The sequence below is a fragment of the Marinibactrum halimedae genome (genome assembly GCF_021234875.1).
Lineage (GTDB): Bacteria > Pseudomonadota > Gammaproteobacteria > Pseudomonadales > Cellvibrionaceae > Marinibactrum > Marinibactrum halimedae.
This window is the reverse complement of record NZ_JAJQVM010000023.1, coordinates 46,538-68,615: the sequence shown is the minus strand read 5'-3', so window position 1 is coordinate 68,615 and position 22,078 is coordinate 46,538. Positions and strand designations below refer to the sequence as shown.

The 22,078-nt window shown below is 43.0% G+C and carries 15 protein-coding genes; 12 read left to right on the top strand and 3 right to left on the bottom strand.

All coding sequences use genetic code 11. From position 1 onward, the window contains the following. The first annotated feature begins 201 nt into the window (after window positions 1–201). The 7 genes from LU351_RS13860 to LU351_RS13830 all read left to right on the top strand — a co-directional run bounded on the left by LU351_RS13860 (window position 202) and on the right by LU351_RS13830 (window position 7,667). Window positions 202–1,182, top strand: a complete 981-nt coding sequence (locus tag LU351_RS13860) for a malate dehydrogenase (RefSeq protein WP_232594685.1) — start codon at window positions 202–204, stop codon at window positions 1,180–1,182. 179 nt (window positions 1,183–1,361) lie between these two features. Further along, on the top strand, window positions 1,362–1,877 hold the full coding sequence (locus tag LU351_RS13855) for a hypothetical protein (protein WP_232594684.1): 516 nt from the start codon (window positions 1,362–1,364) through the stop codon (window positions 1,875–1,877). A 369-nt stretch (window positions 1,878–2,246) separates the two neighbouring features. Next, entirely contained in the window at window positions 2,247–2,726 is a 480-nt protein-coding gene (gene bcp / locus LU351_RS13850; protein ID WP_232594683.1) for a thioredoxin-dependent thiol peroxidase, read from the top strand. A gap of 1,320 nt (window positions 2,727–4,046) precedes the next feature. Further along, complete coding sequence (locus LU351_RS13845) at window positions 4,047–4,847, top strand: helix-turn-helix domain-containing protein (protein WP_232594682.1); 801 nt, start codon at window positions 4,047–4,049, stop codon at window positions 4,845–4,847. 275 nt (window positions 4,848–5,122) lie between these two features. After that, window positions 5,123–5,458 (top strand): preprotein translocase subunit YajC, encoded by a 336-nt coding sequence (gene yajC, locus LU351_RS13840; RefSeq protein WP_232594681.1) that lies wholly within the window; start codon window positions 5,123–5,125, stop codon window positions 5,456–5,458. 221 nt (window positions 5,459–5,679) lie between these two features. Then, the gene (locus tag LU351_RS13835) at window positions 5,680–6,672 is read left to right on the top strand and encodes a D-cysteine desulfhydrase family protein (protein ID WP_232594680.1); all 993 of its coding nucleotides are present in this window, start codon (window positions 5,680–5,682) and stop codon (window positions 6,670–6,672) included. Between the two features lie 89 nt (window positions 6,673–6,761). Next, on the top strand, window positions 6,762–7,667 hold the full coding sequence (locus tag LU351_RS13830) for a 5'-nucleotidase (RefSeq protein WP_232594679.1): 906 nt from the start codon (window positions 6,762–6,764) through the stop codon (window positions 7,665–7,667). Window positions 7,668–7,800: 133 nt separating this feature from the next. Here the strand turns inward: LU351_RS13830 and LU351_RS13825 are convergent, their stop codons facing one another. After that, on the bottom strand, window positions 7,801–8,583 hold the full coding sequence (locus LU351_RS13825; protein ID WP_232594678.1) for a sulfite exporter TauE/SafE family protein: 783 nt from the start codon (window positions 8,581–8,583) through the stop codon (window positions 7,801–7,803). A 158-nt stretch (window positions 8,584–8,741) separates the two neighbouring features. Here LU351_RS13825 and cysB point away from each other — a divergent pair, with 158 nt between their 5' ends. The 3 genes from cysB to LU351_RS13810 all read left to right on the top strand — a co-directional run bounded on the left by cysB (window position 8,742) and on the right by LU351_RS13810 (window position 14,231). Then, window positions 8,742–9,716, top strand: coding sequence for an HTH-type transcriptional regulator CysB (gene cysB, locus LU351_RS13820; protein ID WP_232594677.1), 975 nt, complete (start codon window positions 8,742–8,744; stop codon window positions 9,714–9,716). A 508-nt stretch (window positions 9,717–10,224) separates the two neighbouring features. Beyond that, entirely contained in the window at window positions 10,225–11,121 is an 897-nt protein-coding gene (locus tag LU351_RS13815) for a sulfurtransferase (RefSeq protein WP_232594676.1), read from the top strand. A 1,163-nt stretch (window positions 11,122–12,284) separates the two neighbouring features. Beyond that, window positions 12,285–14,231: an RICIN domain-containing protein gene (locus LU351_RS13810; RefSeq protein WP_232594675.1), complete on the top strand. Its 1,947-nt coding sequence runs from the start codon at window positions 12,285–12,287 to the stop codon at window positions 14,229–14,231. A 166-nt stretch (window positions 14,232–14,397) separates the two neighbouring features. Here the strand turns inward: LU351_RS13810 and LU351_RS13805 are convergent, their stop codons facing one another. After that, on the bottom strand, window positions 14,398–15,342 hold the full coding sequence (locus tag LU351_RS13805) for a LysR family transcriptional regulator (protein WP_232594674.1): 945 nt from the start codon (window positions 15,340–15,342) through the stop codon (window positions 14,398–14,400). 399 nt (window positions 15,343–15,741) lie between these two features. Between LU351_RS13805 and LU351_RS13800 the strand changes: the two genes are divergently transcribed. Next, entirely contained in the window at window positions 15,742–17,043 is a 1,302-nt protein-coding gene (locus LU351_RS13800) for an efflux RND transporter periplasmic adaptor subunit (protein WP_232594673.1), read from the top strand. Between the two features lies 1 nt (window position 17,044). After that, window positions 17,045–20,239 carry an efflux RND transporter permease subunit gene (locus tag LU351_RS13795; RefSeq protein ID WP_232594672.1) on the top strand — a complete coding sequence of 1,065 codons (3,195 nt, stop codon included), beginning with the start codon at window positions 17,045–17,047 and terminating at the stop codon, window positions 20,237–20,239. A 118-nt stretch (window positions 20,240–20,357) separates the two neighbouring features. On the opposite strand, the gene LU351_RS13790 is transcribed toward LU351_RS13795, so the two are convergent. Then, the gene (locus tag LU351_RS13790) at window positions 20,358–21,947 is read right to left on the bottom strand and encodes a hypothetical protein (protein ID WP_232594671.1); all 1,590 of its coding nucleotides are present in this window, start codon (window positions 21,945–21,947) and stop codon (window positions 20,358–20,360) included. Window positions 21,948–22,078 lie beyond the last annotated feature (131 nt).

Here is a 22,078-nt window from a genome sequence, read left to right as displayed (position 1 = left end):
TGTCTATTTCGGCTTGTGGGTCGACCCGAAGTTGAGATAAGCCACTATTATAGAAGCTATGATTCTCGCACATGCGAGGCGTCGCGTTTTTGCTCGAAAACCAAGCATTTTTGACAGAATGGCGAGCGTTTGTTCCATTTGCGTTTGTCCCTTTGATGGGATGAGGCCTTGAATTTTTACAACAAAAATTGGAGAACAATAGTGAAATCACCAGTTCGTGTAGCGGTTACCGGAGCCGCCGGTCAAATCAGTTATTCCTTGTTATTTCGTATTGCTGCCGGTGAGATGCTCGGCCCTGATCAACCTGTGATTCTTCAAATGTTAGAAATCACCCCTGCATTGGGTGCGTTGAAAGGGGTAGCCATGGAGCTGGATGACTGTGCTTTCCCACTATTAGCCGGAATGATCTGCACAGATGATGCCAACGTTGCCTTTAAAGATGCCGATTACGCACTGCTTGTAGGCGCTCGTCCTCGTGGCCCAGGAATGGAGCGTAAAGATTTACTTGAAGCCAATGCCGCTATTTTCTCTGTGCAAGGTAAAGCAATTAATGATCACGCTTCTCGCGATATTAAAGTATTGGTCGTTGGTAATCCTGCAAACACCAACGCTTTGATTACTCAGCGTAATGCACCGGACATTAACCCACGTCAATTCACCGCGATGACACGCTTGGATCACAATCGTGCCCTAACTCAATTGGCACAAAAGACGGATAAAACCATCAATGACATCAAGCATTTGACCATTTGGGGTAACCATTCATCTACTCAGTACCCGGATATTCATCATGCCACTGTCGATGGTCAGGATGCCATGGGCTTGATTGACCAAAATTGGTACGAAAACGACTTCATTCCAACAGTACAACAGCGTGGTGCTGCGATTATCGATGCGCGTGGAGCTTCTTCTGCGGCTTCTGCGGCTAATGCAGCGATTTTCCATATGCGTGACTGGGCATTGGGCACTGCCGAAGGTGATTGGGCTTCTATGGCGGTATACAGCGATGGTAGCTACGGTATTGAAGAAGGCCTTATTTATTCATTCCCATGCGTTTGCAAAGATGGCGATTGGGAAATCGTTCAAGGTGTAGAAACCAACGAATTCTCTGTTGCTAAGATGAAGGCAACAGAAGATGAGCTTAAGCAAGAGCGTGATGCGGTCAGTCACTTGTTGCCCTAGTGTTAACGTTCTGTGTTAGCACTTTAAGATATTGTATTTGAAGACATTCAGTACATTAGAAAACGCGCCTATCGGCGCGTTTTTTTATGATTTCATTGCCTACTCTTGGTCGCACTGTCCTATCTACACTGTTTATTACTGTAGATTGATAAGTGTATTGCTTTTGAGTGGTAGTCATTATGGTCATCGAGAAAATCGTTAGCTGGCACGATGAGCCCATTGATTGCTTGGAGATTCATCACCCTGTAGAGACTTCGAATAGATTGATCATCTTTTGCCTCCTTTCATTATTCGCTTTGGCGATTACCTTGAGTACATTTTTATTTTGGCTGGGCGCCTGGCCTGTCGCACTATTTACTTGGGTAGGCCCTGCGCTAATGGCACACATAACGTTTCAGTTGAGAAAAGAATTGAAATCGGTGACAAAAATTGGTTTTGCTAAAGAGCATGTGTGGATTGAATATCGGAGGCCTTGCTGTCGAATTTATTGGTCTTCTTTGCGAGGTCAATGCCATTTCTTTACCCGTGTTCACTCATCGGGATCAGATCGGTTTGGGATGTTAGGGGACGGAGGGGTTTTTATATTTAGTGGGCTGATTTATTCTGAAGATCTTCGTCAACTGTCTGATTTAATGTCTCGCTATGGTTTGAAAGCTTACCAATCTGAAGAAAATCTGCGCGTTATTTTTTGCTAATACCTCTTTTATTGAATTCTTTACTTTACTTTACATTTATTTTTTAAATCAACTTTACTTGGTTTGCTGCAAAGCGAATGAGTGAGTTTGTGAGATTTTTTTAGACGTTTTTAATAGTACTGTATTCATTAAATTTTCAATTAATAAAGAGCTAAAGGCTTATTTTATCTGGGGTTTGAGGGAAAAAGAGGTTTTAGGTGTAAGCGTGTTTTGAAAGTTATTTTTAAAGAGTTATTTAAAGTGGCGACAATTGTCGCCACTTTAATATTGATTGAAAAGTCTGATTCTTGATGCTGGGCGTAATCATACGCGCTAGAGAAAAAGACCCTTTATGTATTATGGTTAAAATTGAATAGGAGTTAAGTTTAAATGACAACACCAAAAGTGGGTAATTTGGCACCGGTTTTTTCGCTTCTGAATCAAAATGGTGAAAAAGTGAGTTTAAAGGACTTTCGTGGTGCAAAGAATGTGGTGGTGTATTTCTACCCAAAGGCCTCTACGCCTGGGTGTACAACGCAAGCATGTGGTTTGCGAGATGTACATGCGGAACTTGAACAGCGTGAGACGATTGTTTTAGGCCTAAGCCCAGATCCAGTCGAAAAATTAAAGAAGTTTTCAGATAAGCAGTCTTTAAACTTTGATTTGTTGTCTGACGAAGAGCATCTTATTGCGGAAAAATACGGTGTTTGGCAATTAAAGAAATTTATGGGGCGAGAATTTATGGGGGTGGTACGTACCACTTTTTTGATCGATAAAGAAGGTCGTTTAATTACCATTTTGAATAAATTCAAAACATCGAATCACCATGAAGTATTATTGCAAACTTTGGATAGTAGTTTTGAGGAGTGATGAATACACTCATAATAACTTTATAAAAAAAGAATTAACTGCCTTTTGAATACGTATGTAACGTAAAAATTTCTCTTCTGAAGTGTTTAAATGTTTGAAGGTGAAATAATAAACGATTATCTTAGGAGTGGCGTGAGTGATATTGTGCTTGCTCTTTTACGCCAAAGACGTATTGTTTGTTGGCGTAGTAACACAAACAAAATAGTTGCATTTGATTTTTGTTTGGTTTGATGATTAAAAAAAAGCCAGTTGATGTCCTTTGATGATATTGAGCGATAGTGCTTATTTTTTATTTTCAGTTGGTAGTTGTAAATGTTGGTAGCTGTAAATGTTGGTAGCCGTAAATTTAGTAGCAATTGTAAGCATCACTATCGTTGACAGTAGAAACATCGTTGATAGTAGAAGCAATGTGTGCAAATCTCATTCATGAGTTAGCGAGCGCTATAAAAAAGATTTTGGCGACAAAAAAAATTCATTAAACGTTAGCTTAACTTTGCACACAGCATACTAAGCAATTGCTACACTCAGTTCAGTGGTTCGTACTTACACATAGATGCCTTTGGAAAATTAACCCCGCGACGGATTGCCCTCTACCTAACAGATATTTCTGATGCTGGTATTGTTTTTGTATCTAAAAAAAGTACGATTTGTTGAACCGACCAACTTCCTTCTTTGCGGTTGGTTGAACCATGGTTCTGTTGATTTTGCATAACTAGGTATTGGGCATGTTATTGCAGTTTATTCAGCAGGTCATTGGTATTCAGCGTTATTTGTTGGTGTTGAGATAGCGAAAGGTTTTAGGTTGAACTTCCCGGTTTGAAGGTCGTGAAAACGAATAAACCTCCAAAAAGTGCGAGTCTATCTAGAGTCTCTCTAGGAAAGTGTCGATAACGGCCACCAATAACGCCTTTATTTTTCAAGGAAAGATGGATAGCGACTGAGTCGTTATCTTCGCTGCTTCTGGTGATAGTGAGTATTCCATTTGGCTGTTGGCGTTTTATTCATCTAGATGGCATGAGTATCTGTGGCCAGGTATGCGAATTAGGAATAGTTTGTAATGCGGTTTGTCAATGAGCGGTTGTGAGTTGGCAAAGAACTTGGGTCTTTTCTTAAAACTATAAAGGGAATGGGTGTAGGAGCGTGTTTTTGAAAAACGAGGGTTTAGACATCGAACAAGCGATCCCCACCGGGATTTTAGCTTTCAATGATTATGACTTTGATTCTTATACAGATCGTCTGAAGTGTTTACATGAGCTTTTGACATCGCGTCCGGATAGTGTTCGCTCTCACTTGAGAGCGTATGTCCAGGTCGGATGTAAAATGTTCAATTGCGACACAGGATTTATTGGGCAGCGTATTGGTGGAGTCATTCGAATAATCGCTAGTCAATCTAACTTAGACAGTATTTATGATGGCCAATTGTTACAAGTGACGGAACCGATGGTGGCATCGGTGCTGGGAGGCAATGTCGCAAGTATCAATCCGGCGATGGGAGGTTCTGCTTTCTCATCTCCTGATCTGGCCTATAATGGAGATGATATACACGGCCTGATTGCACGGGCCATTGAAGTGTATGATGAAACCTTCGGGGTGATGTGTTTCTTCTCAACGCAGCGAGACAAGGAATACGTCTCCGAAGATACTGAATCAATCGAGTTGATGGCAAAAGGAGTGGCCAAAATGATAGAACTGCAATCATCGTATAAGGATCAGCGAGCCCAGACCACTGGATTTGCAACGCCAGGGGTCAAGCATTTTGATGACTATTTGCTTCAGGCGCGTCTGCCAGAAGCTTATGGTGTGGCTGGGCGAGTGATCGAGGTGTTGAAGCAGCGCATTGGTAAGTCTGCTCTGGGCATTGGTGATATTGCCGCTGAGCTTAACTTGTCGAAGCGTACGTTGCAGCGCCGTTTGCAACAACAAGATGTTAGCTTTGCCGAATTGCGCGATAAAGTACGTTTTCACTATTCTATTGACTACTTAATTGAGCATAATTCGAGCATTGATAGCATTTCTAATGCGTTAGATTTCTCGGATCGTACAAGCTTTACCAATGCGTTTAAGCGTTGGACGGGTTTGTCACCCAGTACTTTCCGTAAGTTGTTTAGAGACTACGCATAACCCTATCATTTCAGTATTTTAGTGTGTTTGCAGGGTGCCTTCTGTGGTTTGATTGTGCCCTGTAAACAGGTTAGAGTACGTCGCCTGCTATCGTTGTGATAGAGCATGACTGTGATAAATAGTGTAGAAATCTTGTTCTCACAGACGATATTTCTGTATTTATCCCTTTCTAGCGAGACGATATCCAGTTTCGAGAAAAGTAGTTTGTCTTGCATCGCTTCTCTCCTGTTGCTGGTTGAGTCCTCAGCCTTGTTAATACTGATACGAGAATCATAATGAGTTTTTTCATTCCTTCTGCAATGGCTCAAGCACCGGCTGGAGCCGCGCCAGAATCTAATCCTTTATTTACTTTGCTGCTTTTTGGCGGCATGTTCGCGTTCATGTACTTTTTCATTATTCGCCCACAGCGCAAACGCCAAAAAGAGCATTCTGACTTGGTCGGCTCTTTAAGCAAGGGTGATGAAGTGGTGATGAACAGTGGTTTGTTGGCCAAGATCACCAAGGTCGATGATGAGTATTTAACCGTTGATGCTGGCAATAATACGGAATTGCGTTTCCAGAAAGTTGCCGTACACGCGGTATTGCCAAAAGGTACAATCAAAAAAATCTAGTTGGGCAAGGAAATCTAACTAATCAATAAAGTTTGATTGTTCTGAGGCGGCCTTTATGGCCGCTTTTACAGCGTATTTTAATTCTTTTTTCTTTCTTTTCTGGTTCCCTCTCTTTCTTTTGTTTTCTGTTTTTCCCTTCGTGTTAGTTTGTTATTTTGAGTGTGCTTACTCGCTGTCGGTATGAATGTTATTTGTTCTATATTTTAAAGGGAGTGACTTTTATGTCGTTGAGTTATCCAAATAAGATCCATTTGGCGCAAACACCAACGCCGTTGGTGCATCTTGAGCGTTTGTCTCGGTATTTAGGTGGCCCGAGAATATGGATAAAGCGAGATGATTTAACCGGGGCTGTGTTAACTGGAAATAAAGTGAGGAAGCTGGAGTTTGTGGTGGCAGATGCTTTATCGCAGGATGCCGAAGTCCTCATTACCTGCGGTGGTATTCAGTCCAACCATTGTCGGGCAACGGCGGCCGTAGCGGCTCAGTTGGGGTTGAAAGCTCATCTTGTTCTGCGTGGTCAAGCCCCGGCGTCAGCACCTGATGGCAACGTTCTTTTGGACCACTTGTTCGGTGCGACAATCACTTATTGTTCTCTGTCTGACTATGTGACATATCAGTCTTCGCACTTTGAGGCAATCAACGCGTTTTATGCTCAGAAAGGCATGAAAGCGTATGTTATTCCTACCGGTGCCAGTGATGAAGTGGGCATTTGGGGCTATGTGAATTGTGCGAAAGAGATGGCGGAGCAATGCCATCGTTTGGGCTTACAACCATCCGCAATTCTCTGTGCAACAGGCTCAGGTGGGACGCAAGCGGGCCTTACGGCTGGTGTGAATGAATATTTTCCTGAAGCGGTTCGTGTTATCGGCATGGCAGTGTGTGATGACCGCGCTTATTTTCAGAATAAAACCCAGAGTGATCTTTTAAAATGGAAACATCGATACGGTGTGAAGGTCGATATAAATTCGTTATCAATTGAAACCAATGATGAATTTATTGGGCCAGGGTATGCCAAGGCGTATCCTGATATGTTGGAAACCCTTCGCATGGTGGCCAAGATGGAAGGCGTGGTGTTGGACCCTGTGTATACGGGAAAAGCTATGCACGGTTTAATCAAACTGATTGAGCAAGGTGAGTGGACAGCGGGCCAAGATATTATTTTTGTGCATACAGGAGGCATTTATGGATTATTTCCCTTTCGAGAGCAACTGTAAGTCGGTCTAGATAAGTCGGTCTAAATAAGCCGGTCTAAATAAGTCGGTTTGAATGGGCCGATGTAAACGAGTCAGAGTGAGGTAGATTTATGCCTGCAGACTTTGGGGAAAAGCTTGTGATTGCCATATCGTCACGAGCATTATTTGATTTAAAGGAAAGTCATCAAGTCTTTGTGCAAGAAGGGTTAAAAGCCTATTCCGATTATCAGATAGATCGTGAAGACGATGTGTTAGCCCCAGGGGAAGGCTTTTTACTGGTTAAAAAGTTGCTGCACATTAACAGCCTTTTACCGGGCAAGCCCAGTGTGGAAGTCATTTTGGTTTCTCGTAATTCAGCCGATACCGGTCTTCGGGTTTTCAATTCAATTGAGCATTATCAGTTAGATGTAAAGCGGGCTGTCTTCAGTGGTGGTGCATCTCCCCACCGTTATCTTTCTGCTTTCAATAGTCATTTATTTTTGTCGACAAACAATGATGATGTCACCAATGCTTTGTCTATGGGGGCCGCAGCGGCAACGCTATTACCCTCTAAACGCCTTGATATTGATGAAATGCAAGTACGTTTTGCTTTTGATGGGGATGCTGTTCTGTTTTCAGATGAGTCCGAGCGCATTTATCAGCAAAAAGGTTTAAAGGCGTTCGCAGAAAATGAAAAACAGAATGCGCAATTACCCATGGAAGTTGGCCCTTTTGCCGGTTTTTTACAAGCGCTTCATAGTTTGCAAAGTGAGTTTGATGAGCAGGGTTTAGATTGTCCGATTCGAACTGCAATGGTGACAGCACGCTCAGCACCGTCCCATGAGCGAGTGATTCGAACATTACGGCATTGGGGAGTACGTTTAGATGAGTGCTTATTTCTGGGGGGGCTATCGAAGGGGGCGTTTTTGAAAGCCTATGGTGCGGATGTCTTTTTTGACGATCAGCCCATTCACTGCGATTCCGCTAAGGATCATGTCACGACTGGTCACGTACCTCACGGTATTGCAAATACATAAACAGAGTGTTTTTTTATTACCTTTTGCACAAATTTACACTCTTATAACTGATGTTGCGTAAAATGGGCTGGAAATCACAGCCATATAACATACAATAATAAGAAAGTGTGATGAGTTCTTGAGTACTGCGCCTTTAGAAAAAGGCGAATTTAACTCCCAGCCCCATCAAAATTGTGGCAAGTATAGGTTGTAACAGCTGGTTGGGGAGTCTGGCGCCAATTTTTGTGCCCACAGTGATGGCGGGTATTGAGCCAATAAGTAGAGAGCCCAGCAAAAGAAAATCCACATTGCCCAGAAAAATAAGATGCCCAGCCCCTGCGATCAGTGTGAGTGGTACGGCATGGGCGATGTCCGTTCCCACAATTTGTATTGCGGGTAGGCGAGGGTAGAGAATCAAAAGCAGTGCGGCGCAAAAAGCGCCAGCCCCTACCGAGGATAAGGTAACAAATGTGCCTAGAAGAACACCTGAAATGACGGTGATGGTTGCTGCATTTTTGTGTACCCAGCGCATGGGTGGTTTATCGGTGTTGGGCTGGTTGTGAATTCGAGATTTGAATAATAAAACGGCAGACGTGAGTATGAGCATGATGCCCAAGCTCGTCGTGAGTAAATGTTCGTATTGACTGGCATCACCGAAGACAAATTTTAAACCCAGTGTGGTGAGTATTGAGGCGGGAATGCTTCCTGCGGCAAGCCAAAGTACCAAGCGCCAGCGAACAGTGCCTAATCGAGAATGGGCCACCGCACCACTGGCTTTAGTGAGGCCGGCGTAGAGTAAATCGGTTCCAATGGCGACATTAAAGGGAATGCCAAACAGTAACAAAAGCGGAGTCATTAAGGATCCTCCGCCCACACCTGTGATTCCAACGGCAAGTCCGACGCCGGCGCCGGCCAAAATAAATAGCAAAATTTCCATGATATAGGCTAAGGTTATAGACGATACCGCCGAGTGGATAAAAAGGTGATTGACCCTTGGCAAATATATTCTTTTATTACTATTCTGGAAAAGAATATTTGTTTATATTTTTATAATCATACTGCAATACTTGTTAATGCGGCCACTCAGGAGGGCTTATGAAGCTGCAGCAGTTGAGATACATCTGGGAAGTTGCCCATCACGATTTAAACGTGTCTGCCACCGCTCAGAGTTTGTATACCTCGCAACCCGGTATCAGTAAACAGATCCGATTGTTAGAAGATGAATTGGGCGTGGAGGTTTTTTCACGCAGTGGTAAACACCTCACTCGAATTACACCGGCGGGAGAAGCAATTTTAAAAACCGCTGGTGAAATTTTGCGCAAAGTGGAGGGGATCAAGCAAGTTGCTCAAGAATTCTCCAATGAGCGCAAAGGTAGCTTGTCTTTGGCAACCACTCATACTCAAGCCCGTTATGCTTTACCTAAGGTGATTGAGAATTTTATTGATCAATACCCCGAGGTGTCATTGCACATGCATCAAGGGACGCCGATGCAAATTTCGGAAATGGCGGCAGACGGTACGGTTGACTTTGCGGTAGCAACGGAAGCACTGGAGTTATTCAGTGATTTGGTCATGATGCCGTGTTATCAGTGGAACCGCAGTATTGTGGTTCCGAAAAATCATCCGTTGGCACAGAATTCGGAATTAAGTTTAGAAGATGTGGCTCAACATCCTATTGTGACTTACGTATTTGGCTTTACAGGCCGCTCGAAGTTGGATGAGGCTTTTATTGAGAAAGGGTTGGCACCAAAAGTTGTCTTTACCGCCGCAGATGCCGATGTGATCAAAACCTATGTTCGTTTGGGGTTAGGTATTGGCATCATCGCTTCTATGGCTTATAACCCTGAGACAGATGATGACTTGGTTTGTTTGGATGCTCGTCATTTATTTAAACCCAGCACGACAAAAATCGGTTTCCGACGGGGCACCTTTTTAAGAGGGTTTATGTTTGATTTTATTGAGTTGTTTGCGCCGCACCTCACCCGTGAAGTGGTTGAAGAAGCGTATAATCGACATTCAAAAATCGAATTGGATGAGTTGTTTGAACATGTTCAATTACCCTACATTTAATTAAGGTAAGTACTTGTTATTATGTACTCTTAGTTAAATACTGTTAGTTAAGTACTTTTAGTCAAGTATTTTCAATGCATGTGGGTATTTGTTCTTAATTGGTTTCAAGTCCCGTGGTTAGTAAAAAAGCCTCTCATTTGAGAGGCTTTTTTTATGAGCAAAATTTCACGAGCAACGCACTAGGAAATGATTGTGGGGAAATCTTTTCTATTTGGAGACTCTTTTACTTTCGAAGCTCATAGGGTAAAAGCACCTTTGAAAAGACCGGATGAGTGAAAATCATTCAATTGAATGTGAACTTTTCTTTAGATTCTTGAGTATCGTGGATATAGCGTGAGTCTATTGAGTTGCTTGCCTAGGCAGTGAGTTCCTAATCGAGTAAAGTGAGCCCAATTGTTGTATGGCGGTGACATGACCTTTTGGAGAATGTTTTTTGAAAGGTATGGTCTCGGCATCGATTGATGGGTTTTATTTTTTTAGTTGATTAAGTGCTGCTATGTATTCCACGATGACGTATTCTACATTGATTACAGTTGCCCAATTAAAACCATTGGTGGGTAAGGATACCGTCATATTGGACTGCCGATTTGATTTGAGCAATCCTAAAGGCGACAAAACAGATCAGTTGTCAGGGAGGCAGCAATACCAAAAAGGGCATCTGCCGGGTGCTTACTATTTTGATTTAAATGAAGATTTATCGGGCTTGGTTACTCAGGCGTCGGGTCGTCATCCATTACCAGATTTCGATATTCTTGCGCAGAAATTGAGTTGTTGCGGCGTGTTTCCCAGTACACAAATTGTCCTTTACGACAACAGTCGAGGGGCTTTTGCTGCCCGAGCATGGTGGCTTTTACGGCACATGGGGTTTGAGTCTGTCGCGGTATTGGACGGCGGTTTTAATGCTTGGGTAAAGGCAAATCAAGCCATTGATCGTCGACAGCCTTCTCCTCGTCAAGGGCATTCCTCACTACCTATTCAGTATCAAAACCCTGTTACGCACTTATCGGAATTGAAAAAATCATTGTTCGGCTCTGGTGGAGCTGAAAATACGTGCCTGGTTGATGCAAGAGAGTCGAAGCGTTACTTGGGCATTGTTGAACCTATCGATGCCGTGGCAGGACATATTCCCACCGCGCTGAATGCGCCTTGGCAGGAAGCGACTTCTGAGGAAGGCTTTTTTTATTCTCGGGATATTCAAAAAGCACGTTGGGAGAAGTGTTTCTCCCAAAATAACGATTCCAATGCTGAATCTAAAGTGATTCATTATTGCGGCTCGGGCGTGACGGCGTGTGTCAACATTCTTTCTATGGTTATTGCCGGCTATCCGTTTCCAACGTTGTACCCTGGAAGTTGGAGTGAGTGGAGTTGTTTTGAGGAGTTGCCCATTGAAGGAGAAAGTCATTAGAGTGTTCAGAGTCAGGAAAGCGTCTTACTGGGAGTCTAGTCAAGTACCTAGATAGAACTGCTGAAGACTCTCCTGATGCACCGAACTATGTAGAACACTGCACGAAATTGTTGTACTCACACCTATATGATCGAAGTTGTAAAAGAACAATAAAACACAATGCCATTTATTTTGAATGGTAAATTACAAGAATTTACTCCATTATTTTCTGAGTGTTGACCATGCTTTCAAAATTTGGCTTGAATGAAACTCTACCAAACACCTATTGAGGGTTTGTCTTATTGTTTTTATCAAATTTTCTTCGATAAAAAATAACCAGATTCCTGTGTAAATCAAGTGCGACTGGAAATTTATCGGTTACCCTTGTCGCTATCTCTTCAAAAACCGGGCTTGTGTCAGTTGGTTTCTCGCATCTAGTCTATGTGGTAGAAGCTTCTCTTCTATCACTTTAAACTTAAAAAGCACGAAAAATAATTCATATCAAAAGCATTATTCCGTTTCATTGGTTGACTAAAAAGGTTTTTATTAAGCTTTTTTAGTGGCTGCTGTTTGGTTAAATTATATTGTCAGGTTAACACGCTAATCTCGACGACATGTCTTTTATATCAGTATATTACCCTTTGGGGTAATACGCTTTTTTTCTTCTATGTTTTATTCTTGGTAGTATTTTCTGCTCTGTCTTGTAGATTTCATTGCTTTTGGCATCTTTAATTGTATTTTTAGAAATTATCCCAGATGAAAATTTTGTGAGTTGATTTTTGTCAAGTGAGTTGGTCGAGTGTGGGGTTTTAAAAGGGTTGAAAATGAGTAAAGGTATGGGTGAGTGTTTGTGTTTTATGAAAAATATTTTGGTTTTTTGTGGGTGGGGTTAAAGGTTGATAAATTATTTGTATTCGTATTTTAAATACGTGTACGTAAAAATATTGGTCGAGCCTTTTATGTGGTTTGGTGTGCCGTCTTTTTAAAATGACACAAATTTGTGTGCCATTTTTTGTAGTTGTCGTTATTTTCTTTTCTATTCGTTGTATTCATGGGTGTTTGCAAAATGATCTTTCGGTATGTTATTCATTTTGTTAATGAAGGAATAGAGCAAGAAAAGGTGTAAATCAAAGTTGTTTAATAGTGATAATAATTTTCGTTAAGGAAAAGGAAAGGGATATAAAATGAATATAAAATACATTACTTTAGGCGCTATGTTGGTATCAAGCGCATTATCATACGCCGGTGGCCGTAGTGGAGGCGAGAATTTAATGGATGTATTGTTAAATTCTCGAACATCTGCCAGTAGCCTGTCACTTCAATCTCAAGAATTATCCAATCATCTCAATCAAAAGTTGCTTAATGAGCAGGCTTTGACTTGTGATATAGACCCAATAGACCCCGTTGGACACGCGATGGTCTTTAGCCGCGAAGGGCTATCCAGTGGCGATGATGGGGATTTGGCGTTTTTTGAAGAGGAATTTTCATTATATAAAACATTGACAAAACTGATTGAAACTAGCCCTGGTGGAGAGGCGCAAAATCCTACGGCATTGTTGCAAACCATGCTGGATGGTTTTGCGCTGAATCAAGCGGTAAACCCAGAAAGTGATGTTGCAATGTCAATGGATCCGCGCACGGAAGCCCAGTTGGATGCGTCAACCTTATTATTGTCGGAAATGAAACCGACAGGGTTGTTTAATCGTTTTGATTTAGCGGCGGCAGATGGTTCTCATTGCGGTGAGTATCGAATTGTCTATCATCGAGACGTGCCGATTAGGCAGGCTTTTTTCCTTATTTTTGAAGCGCAGTACCCTAACCCCAGGCCGCAATTAGGTCGGGTGGGGTGTAACGCGGTGGCCGAGTTTTGGCAGGATTTACAAACAAAAAACGACCAGGAAGCGTTAGATGATTTAGAGCGATTCTACTATGAGGGCTTATGGCATCCCGGTGGCGCCTTGGATCCTGTGGTGAAATTCAATAACTTTACCTTCGGTAGTGGCCAGATTCGCACTAATCATTTCGTGGATCGTCCGTGGCAATTACGAGAATTTCGTACTGCAGTGGAAAATGAAAAAACCGTGTTTGCTGTGGATACCGTTAAGGTTAACCCATTGGCAGAATTATTCACCAATACCGATTTGGTCGACCTCCAAGAAGAATTTATTGAAGACTTTGAAGAGGAGTACCTTGATCAATTACTGGCACCAGAAAGAGCCGGTGTAGCATTGACCGATGCGATTGGTATGGTGAATGGTATTTTTTTGAATAATGACGATAGATACAATGAATTCCAATCTGATGCAGATAATTCAGATAATACGTCTAATATGGTGCCATTGAACACGGATATTCAAAGTCTATTACAAACTGTCGTTGATGAACTTAATATCGCTGAAGATTTACCGGAGCCTTACACTGTAGATATGTTACGTAACCGGGCTGAGGCAATGTCGTGTGGCGGATGTCATTTTAACGAAAATACCGTTAATGGCCCTTCACCAAACCCCAGTGGTAGTAAGATCGCGCCAGGAGTTAGCTGGCCTTCTTCGTCACGCTTTTTCCATATAAGCCCATCAGGTGAACTTTCAAGTGCACTGCAAAATAGTTTCTTGCCAGCGCGTGCGAGTGTGATGGAAAACGCATTGTGTAATCCTCCAAAGCCCGCCAATTCAGACACCTACGCCATTGTGAGTAAGAAAACAGGCCAGTTAATTCGTCCTAAAATGTGTGTTGATGATGGTACGGGTAATAACGAATTAGTGGGCAGTCCTGTCACTGATAGCCTTGACCAGTGTAGTTTGTGGACATTGGAAAATACGTTTGGTCGTTGGTTTGTGTTGAGAAATGCGCAAAATGGTATGGCATTAATCTCAGAAAGCGAAGAGGGCACAGAGGGCGCGAAAATTGTTTTATCGGATGGCGTGCTATTCTCAAAAGCCATTCAATGGTCACACATTAAAACAGGGGATGGTTTCGGCTTCTTGTTCAATCGTCAAACCCGGCAAAAAATGTATTTACGAGGAACCGACGATGAAGCGGCCGTATTCTCCCAATCACGCTTATGGAACAGTGATGGAGTGAGCTGGGCTTTGACACCGGCGAAAGAGTTGATGGGAGGGGCAGAATAGTTTCTGGTTATTTGATTCTTATTAATTCGTAGTTAATTCGTAGTTAAATCGGAGAATATCCGCATGGCCATTGCCCGTGTTACTAGGGCGATGGCTTTTTTAAAAAAATATGAGAAATAAATGTCGCTTTTCATAAACACTTTTACTCTTCATAACCCTTTTATTATTACTTCTTCTTCAATAAAGCATTAAACTTATCACGGTGGTTTTCCACTGCTGTAATTAAGGTGCTGTTGAGTTGTTCCCGTATCCAATTATGTCCAGCATCATTTTCTTGTCGACGATGCCAGTGACAAAAAACAGAGTTTGGAGTGAAATCTATCGGGACGGGGGCCACACTCAGATTACCATTGTAAACATCTCGGCAAATTGCCGTAGAAGGGATTACGGTAATTAAATTACTGGTACTAATAATTGAGGTAACCGCTGAAAAATGATTCACGGTCATGGCGATTCGTCGTTCAATTCCATGTTGATGTAAAATTGTGTCAATATAACCTTCTGAATTACCCGAAGGCGAGACCAGTAAATGGTCGGCTTGTGTGAACTGTTCTAAGGTTATCGATTGGTCAGTAAAGAGTGGGTGATCGGTTCGATAGGCCACGACGTATTCCACATCGAATAAATGATCAGACACAATCATATCGCTCGTATCCATTGCAATACCGTAGACAAGATCTACTTTGGCACTGTTGAGTAAACAGACGCTGTTTTGCATTGAATAGGGGTGTGCGTGAATGGAAATTCCTGGCGCTTTTTTTTCAATGTATTGACGAAAGGTTCCCCAAGATAAATCAATCACCAAGTCCACGCCGCTGACTCGAAAATTTCTTTGTGATGTGAAGGGATCAAAGAGGTCTGGCTCGATGGCTTGGCTCAGCTGTGTTAATGGTAAGCGAATTTCGGCCCACAGATTTTGTGCGAATAAGGTTGGGCAACTGTTGCGCCCTTCTTTGATAAACAGCTCATCGCCCCAAGCTTCACGCATTCGAGCGACTGCGTTGGAAACAGCAGGCTGTGTCATGGAAAGGCGGGTGGCTGCTCGTGTGATTGAGCCTTCGGTCATAATGGCATCAAAAATAACCAATAAATTCAGTTGCTGATGGCGCATGTTAAACCTGTTCAGAATGTTGGAGCCGCTGGACAATTACTTTTTTGGCGTAAAATAAATATTTTATGTCGCGCTAATAGTTTCATGGGTTAGGTGCTTCGTTGAAGTGTCACTATATTACTAAGTACCACTATATTAATAAGTGCTTCTACATTATTTATAAGTACCTGAATTTATCAGTGTCTGATTGTTAAGTGTCAGATTGTTAAGTGTCTGATCATTCAGTACTTGACTATTCGAGTGTTTGTCCTAAATGCATTCTTGCGTTATCAGCCTTAAGTTGGCGCTTTTTGCAGATTATTTATCATTTTATTTTATGTAAACTACAAGAAAACTAAAGTTATTCTATTAGTTATACATGAATTTTCTCTTTTTACCATGCTTTTCGTTGGAGAGCCGATGAACTGTTTTAAACGACTGATTTCATACGCAGGTCTATTGTCTGCTGCCTTGGTATTGAGTGCATGCAGTGATGAGCAAGCACCCCCGAGCGCGGGGCCTAAGGCAGGGCCCCCGGTGACTGTGGCGGAAGTTATCCATCAAGACATTATTGAGTGGGATGAGTTTACTGGCCGTTTGGAAGCTCCTGAGACGGTTTCTTTGCGTCCACGGGTATCTGGGTTTATTGATGAAGTTTTGTTCACGGAAGGGGCATTGGTTGAAGAGGGTGATCCTCTTTTTCGTATCGATGCACGGCCATTCCAGGCAGAAGTCAATCGCTTAAAGGCGGATTTGGTCGCGGCTCAAAGTGCGTTAGCTTTTGCAAAATCTCAATATGAACGTGCTCAACGATTGGTCAAACAAAAAGCCTTGTCCCAAGAAACTTTAGACAGCCGTCGGGCGGACTTTCAGCAAGCGCGAGCCAGCGTGTCATCCGTTCAATCAGCCTTGGATGCGGCAGAATTGGATTTGGATTTCACTCAGGTGACGTCTCCTATTAAAGGCCGAGTATCTCGAGCATTAGTGACCAAAGGGAATTTAGTGGCTGCTGGGCAAAATGAATTGACCACGATTGTGTCTACCGAAAAACTATTCGCCTACTTTGATGCCGATGAAAATACCTACCTAGACTATGTTGATCGTGTGCAAAGTGGGGCGCGTCAGAGTTCTAGAAATCATCGTACACCTGTGATGATGGCATTGGCGAATGAGTCTGAATTTTTACATTACGGTTACATTGATTTTGTGGACAACCAAATTGATCCACAAAGCGGCACCATTCGTGCTCGTGCGGTGTTTGATAAACCCAAAGCGGGTGTTATACCCGGTTTATTTGCACGTATTCGTATTGCGGCCAGTGCGTCTTATAACGGTATTTTGATTGATGATAAAGCCATCGGTACAGATTTAAACAGCAAATACGTTTTAGTTATGGATGAGAATAACACCGTTCAATACAGAGCGGTTACCTTGGGTGATCGATTGGGAGAGTTGCGTTTAATTCAGAAAGGATTGGAAAAAGGTGAAGTCATTGTGGTGAATGGATTACAGAGAGTTCGCCCCGGTACTCCCGTTACTCCTGAGCGCAGTCCTATGGCCAGTCAGGTGGTTTTGGATAAATTAATGAAGCAGCAGGAAATGCTGAGATCGCCAATAGATGCATTAGAGGCTAGCCCTTCTGATACGACGAAAGTGAATTCTAAAGAGCTGGATTCCTCAGCGGTGGACGAGGCCATGACAGTGCCAACGGCGGAGAAATAAGATGAATTTTGCGCAGTTCTTTATTCCGCGCCCCATTTTTGCGGGGGTGTTGTCATTGATGATTTTTATTGCCGGCGCATTAGCCGTGTGGCAATTGCCGATTACGGAATACCCCGAGGTGGTGCCTCCCACGATTGTGGTGAATGCCTCTTACCCCGGTGCAAACCCTAAAGTGATTGCAGAAACAGTGGCGACGCCTTTGGAGCAAGCCATTAACGGTGTGGAAGGCATGTTGTATATGTCTTCACAAGCCACAGGAGATGGTGGTTTATCCATTACGGTAACGTTTGCTATTGGGACTGATCCCGATCACGCCCAAACGTTAGTTCAAAACCGTGTTGCCCGTGCCACACCTCGTTTGCCCCAAGAGGTTCAGCGTTTAGGGATAGTCACGGCAAAGTCTTCTCCGAATTTGACTATGGTTGTTCATGTTCTGTCACCGGATGACCGTTACGATAATTTATACCTGTCCAATTACAGCCATTTAAACTTGGTGGATCAATTAGCCCGTATTGATGGTGTTGGTGATGTTCGTGTTTTTGGGGGCGGACAGTACAGTATGCGTGTCTGGCTTGACCCTGAAAAAGTGGCTGCACTGAGCTTAAATCCCAGTGATATTCTTGCCGCTATTGCCGAACAAAATCAGCAAGCTGCTGCAGGTACCTTAGGGGCACAACCCAGTGGCAGCAATGAATTTCAATATTTAATTAATGTACGTGGTCGTTTAGAAACACCAGAAGAGTTTGGCGATATTATTATCAAGGTGGGTAATAATGGTGCCATCACTCGATTAAAAGATGTGGCTCGTGTGGAGTTGGGGGCTGATGCTTACGCTTTGCGTTCATTACTCGATAATAAGCCTGCAGTTGCCTTGCCCATTTTCCAGGCACCCGGTTCGAACGCAGTGCAAATTTCCGATAATGTCCGTGCGCGAATGGAAGAGCTGTCGCAGACATTTCCTGAAGGATTGGAATTCGATATTGTTTATGACCCGACTGTGTTTGTGCGCGGCTCCATTGAAGCAGTTATTCATACCTTACTCGAAGCCATTATTCTTGTCGTCATTGTGGTAGTGCTCTTTTTGCAGACGTGGAGAGCCTCCATTATCCCACTGGTTGCTGTGCCGATTTCATTGGTGGGTACCTTTGCGATTATGCATTTAATGGGCTTCTCATTAAATGCCTTGTCATTATTTGGGTTGGTGTTGGCGATTGGTATTGTGGTGGACGATGCCATTGTGGTGGTGGAGAATGTAGAGCGAAATATTCAAGAGGGCTTGCCCCCACTGGATGCGACACGAAAAGCAATGAAAGAGGTCACAGGCCCGATTATCGCGACTACTTTGGTATTGGCGGCAGTGTTTATTCCCACCGCGTTTATGTCGGGATTAACGGGACAGTTTTACAAACAGTTTGCGTTAACCATCACTATTTCTACCGTTATTTCGTCGATTAATTCGTTAACATTGAGCCCTGCACTGTCTGCGTTGTTGTTGCAAAAAGAAGGTGCAAAAAAAGATTGGCTTACTCTGTTAATGGATCGGCTATTTGGTAAATGGTTATTTGGCCCGTTCAATCACCTATTTAATAAATTATCCCACGGCTATACCGCAACAGTGAAAAAGCTTATCCGCATGACGGCCATTATTCTTGCCGTTTATGGAGGGTTATTGGGGCTGACTTATCACCAGTTTTCAAGTACGCCAACAGGCTATGTTCCACCACAAGACAAAATGTACTTAATTGCTTTTGCGCAATTACCGGATGCTTCATCATTAGATCGAACCGAAGCGGTCATTCGTAAAATGTCAGAAATTGTGCTTGAACACCCAGGTGTCGACTCGGCGGTATCCTTTCCGGGATTGAGCATTAATGGCTTCGCTAATAGTTCCAGCAGTGGGATTGTTTTTGCCACGTTAAAACCCTTTGATGAGCGCACCACACCAGAGATGTCGGCAGGTGCCATAGCGGGGCAACTTAATCAGCAGTTCGGCGTTATTAAAGAAGCATTTGTCGCTATTTTTCCACCACCTCCTGTGCAAGGGTTGGGAACCATTGGTGGGTTTCGCCTGCAAATTCAAGACCGCGCTAATTTAGGTTATGAAGAGGTGTACAAAGTAACTCAGCAAGTCATTATGAAGGCGTGGCAAACACCAGAATTAACGGGTGTGTTCTCAGGTTTTCAGGTGAATGTGCCTCAAATCAATGTAGATTTGGATCGTGTGAAAGCCAAAGCACAGGGTGTCGATATTTCCGATGTTTTTAGCACCATGCAAATCTATTTGGGCTCAGCTTATGTGAATGATTTTAATCAGTTTGGCCGAACCTACCAGGTGAATGTGCAGGCGGAAGAAAATTTCCGACAAGATCCGAAACAAATTGCCCGTTTGCAAGTAAGAAATAACTTTGGTGATATGGTGCCGTTAGGCTCGATTATGAATGTGCAGTACAGCGCAGGGCCAGATCGCGTTATGCATTATAACGGTTTTACCACCGCAGAAATTAACGGCGGGCCAGCGCCGGGTTACAGTTCTGGCCAAGCACAAGCGGCCATTGAAAAAATTCTAGCTGAAACCTTGCCCTTGGGGATGAGCTATGAGTGGACAGAATTAGCTTATCAGCAAAAACTTGCGGGTAATACAGGCTTATTGGTCTTCCCATTAGTGGTTGTATTGGTGTTTTTGGTTTTGGCGGCTCAATATGAAAGCTTACGTTTGCCTTTAGCGATTATTTTGATCGTGCCAATGACTTTATTATCGGCCATGACCGGTGTGATCATTTATGGTGGTGATAACAATATCTTTACTCAAATTGGCTTTATTGTGCTTGTGGCATTGGCAACCAAAAATGCCATTCTGATCGTAGAGTTTGCCCGAGAGCTACAAGATGAAGGTCGAACGGTCATGGAGGCGATTTTAGAAGCGTGCCGTTTACGTTTACGTCCAATTTTGATGACGTCTATTGCCTTTATCATGGGGGTGGTTCCTTTGGTGTTGTCAACTGGCGCCGGTGCTGAAATGCGCCAAGCCATTGGTGTAGCGGTATTCTCGGGAATGATTGGGGTTACGGTGTTTGGATTGATTTTAACGCCGGTATTTTATGCGCTGATCAGCCGCGATAAAAAAGAAAAGCCAGGTGAAAAAAGCGTTTCTTCGATAGAGTCTACAGCACAGGCGGACTATTCGTCGGCGAAGTGAGTAGAGTGAAAATGAAGGGGGGTGAGAGGCGCCACTTTCTGAAATAAAAAAGGGTTGGCTGAGGAATTGGCCAACCCTTTTTTATTAGGGGTTTTATGAATGTGAATAAACAACGGTATTATCGAATTTCAAAATGATTCCCGCTTTCGGTATTAAATTGATAAGTAATGTGATACTGACTGCCATTTTTAACAACGTCTATAAATGTCGCGTCTGTTTTTACCTCAAAGGTTCTGCCTGCAAAGGCCCATTGATTTTGCTCAATAGACAGTAATTCAGCGCTATCAGCAATGTCGACATCAAAACGAATATGTTCTGGGTTATCGTTTTTCCTTACTTTTACCACGTTATTAATTTCTACTTCCAATACACCACTTTCAGCGGTTGCTTTTGTGTGGTGGCCGCTTGAAAGGGTGATTGCCCCTATATCATCGGTTATGGTTTGCCAGTGAATAGTGATGGGTTTTGATTGATGATGCACCATGCCACGCTCTGCATACAATGCACCAAACATATAATCTTCACCCATATAAGCAGAACTTTTTACTACCGGATCACGAGAAATATATTCAGAAAAAGAGCGATCATAGGTGGGGAAATACAGCTCTCTCCATAACTTCTTGGGTAAGCTTACATCCAGTAAGTCTGCCATGGGCAGCGTTCCAAAATCATGGCGATGGCGCATGGAGCGAATTTCTCCATCAGGAGAAGGCCATTGCTCGGCAGGCAGATTACGGTTGAGTAGTAAGCCTGTCATGGCAACATATTGAGTAACATCGTTACCATAAGCTCTAAACCACGGGCCGACAAAGTTACGTAATTTGGGGTGGTAATGTTTCAGCACATTCTCCCACAGTTCTCTGTAAACCACTTCTCCATAGGCTCTGAAAGGTCGTGTTAAACCATGCTGACGCCACATAGAAAGCGCAATCAGTGTGACGCCATCATAAGTGGGCGAATTGTATTCATTAATAGTACCATTCTCACGAAAATGCCTAACGATGTCGCCGGAAAGTGCTCTTGAGCGTTTCTCCCAGCGAGGCTGGTTGTATTTTATACCTGCGTAATGCAGAAGGTAGGCCTGCATGACGGCAATATTGCTGTACTCCGCTGACATGTTTCTTAAATATGCCCCTTCTGCCATTAAATACACTGCATCGTGCATTTTTTTCACAAGTTCTTCAGGTAGTACATCTGAAAACTCAATGAGCATTAAAATAAAGGCATTACCGACAAATTCTCGATAGTTGTAATCAAAATAAGAAGAGCTCAAATTGAACAGATCTAATTTGTTGTACTCCTCGGGGCTAAGAAAGCGACGAACAAAGGCACCATGATAGTATTTTCCCGGTGCGTTAATTTGATGAGAGAGAACCGCTGTAAGCATATCAGAGGCTTTTTCAATATCCCCGGAGGCGTTTCTGTGTAGAAGCCCCAGTGCACACCAAGTGGCTGCTCGGCCGCTGCTGCAAAAACCACCAGAAGGCCTTTGCCAATTTTCATCCATGAGCTTGTAAGTATCGTTCAGTAAATCTTCAAAAGCGGTATTTTTAAGGGGCAAATGGTTTTTGTACAAATTATTTTCATGTAAAGGAGTTTGATGTAAAGGAGCTTCATGCAAAGAATGGGGCTCTGCAATGCCATATTCCATGGTGAATAAAAGTGCCCAGGCCGATAAGCACTTAGGTAAGAGTGTGTTTTTATGCATGAAGTTATCTCCAAAGGCAAACATGAGGTGATAAAAGTGGAAACAATAAATTTTATATAACAGCCGTTATTTAAAAAATGATGTAGTGCAGGTTGATGGCATAGTGAGTGTATTAATGCACTTGAGCGTCA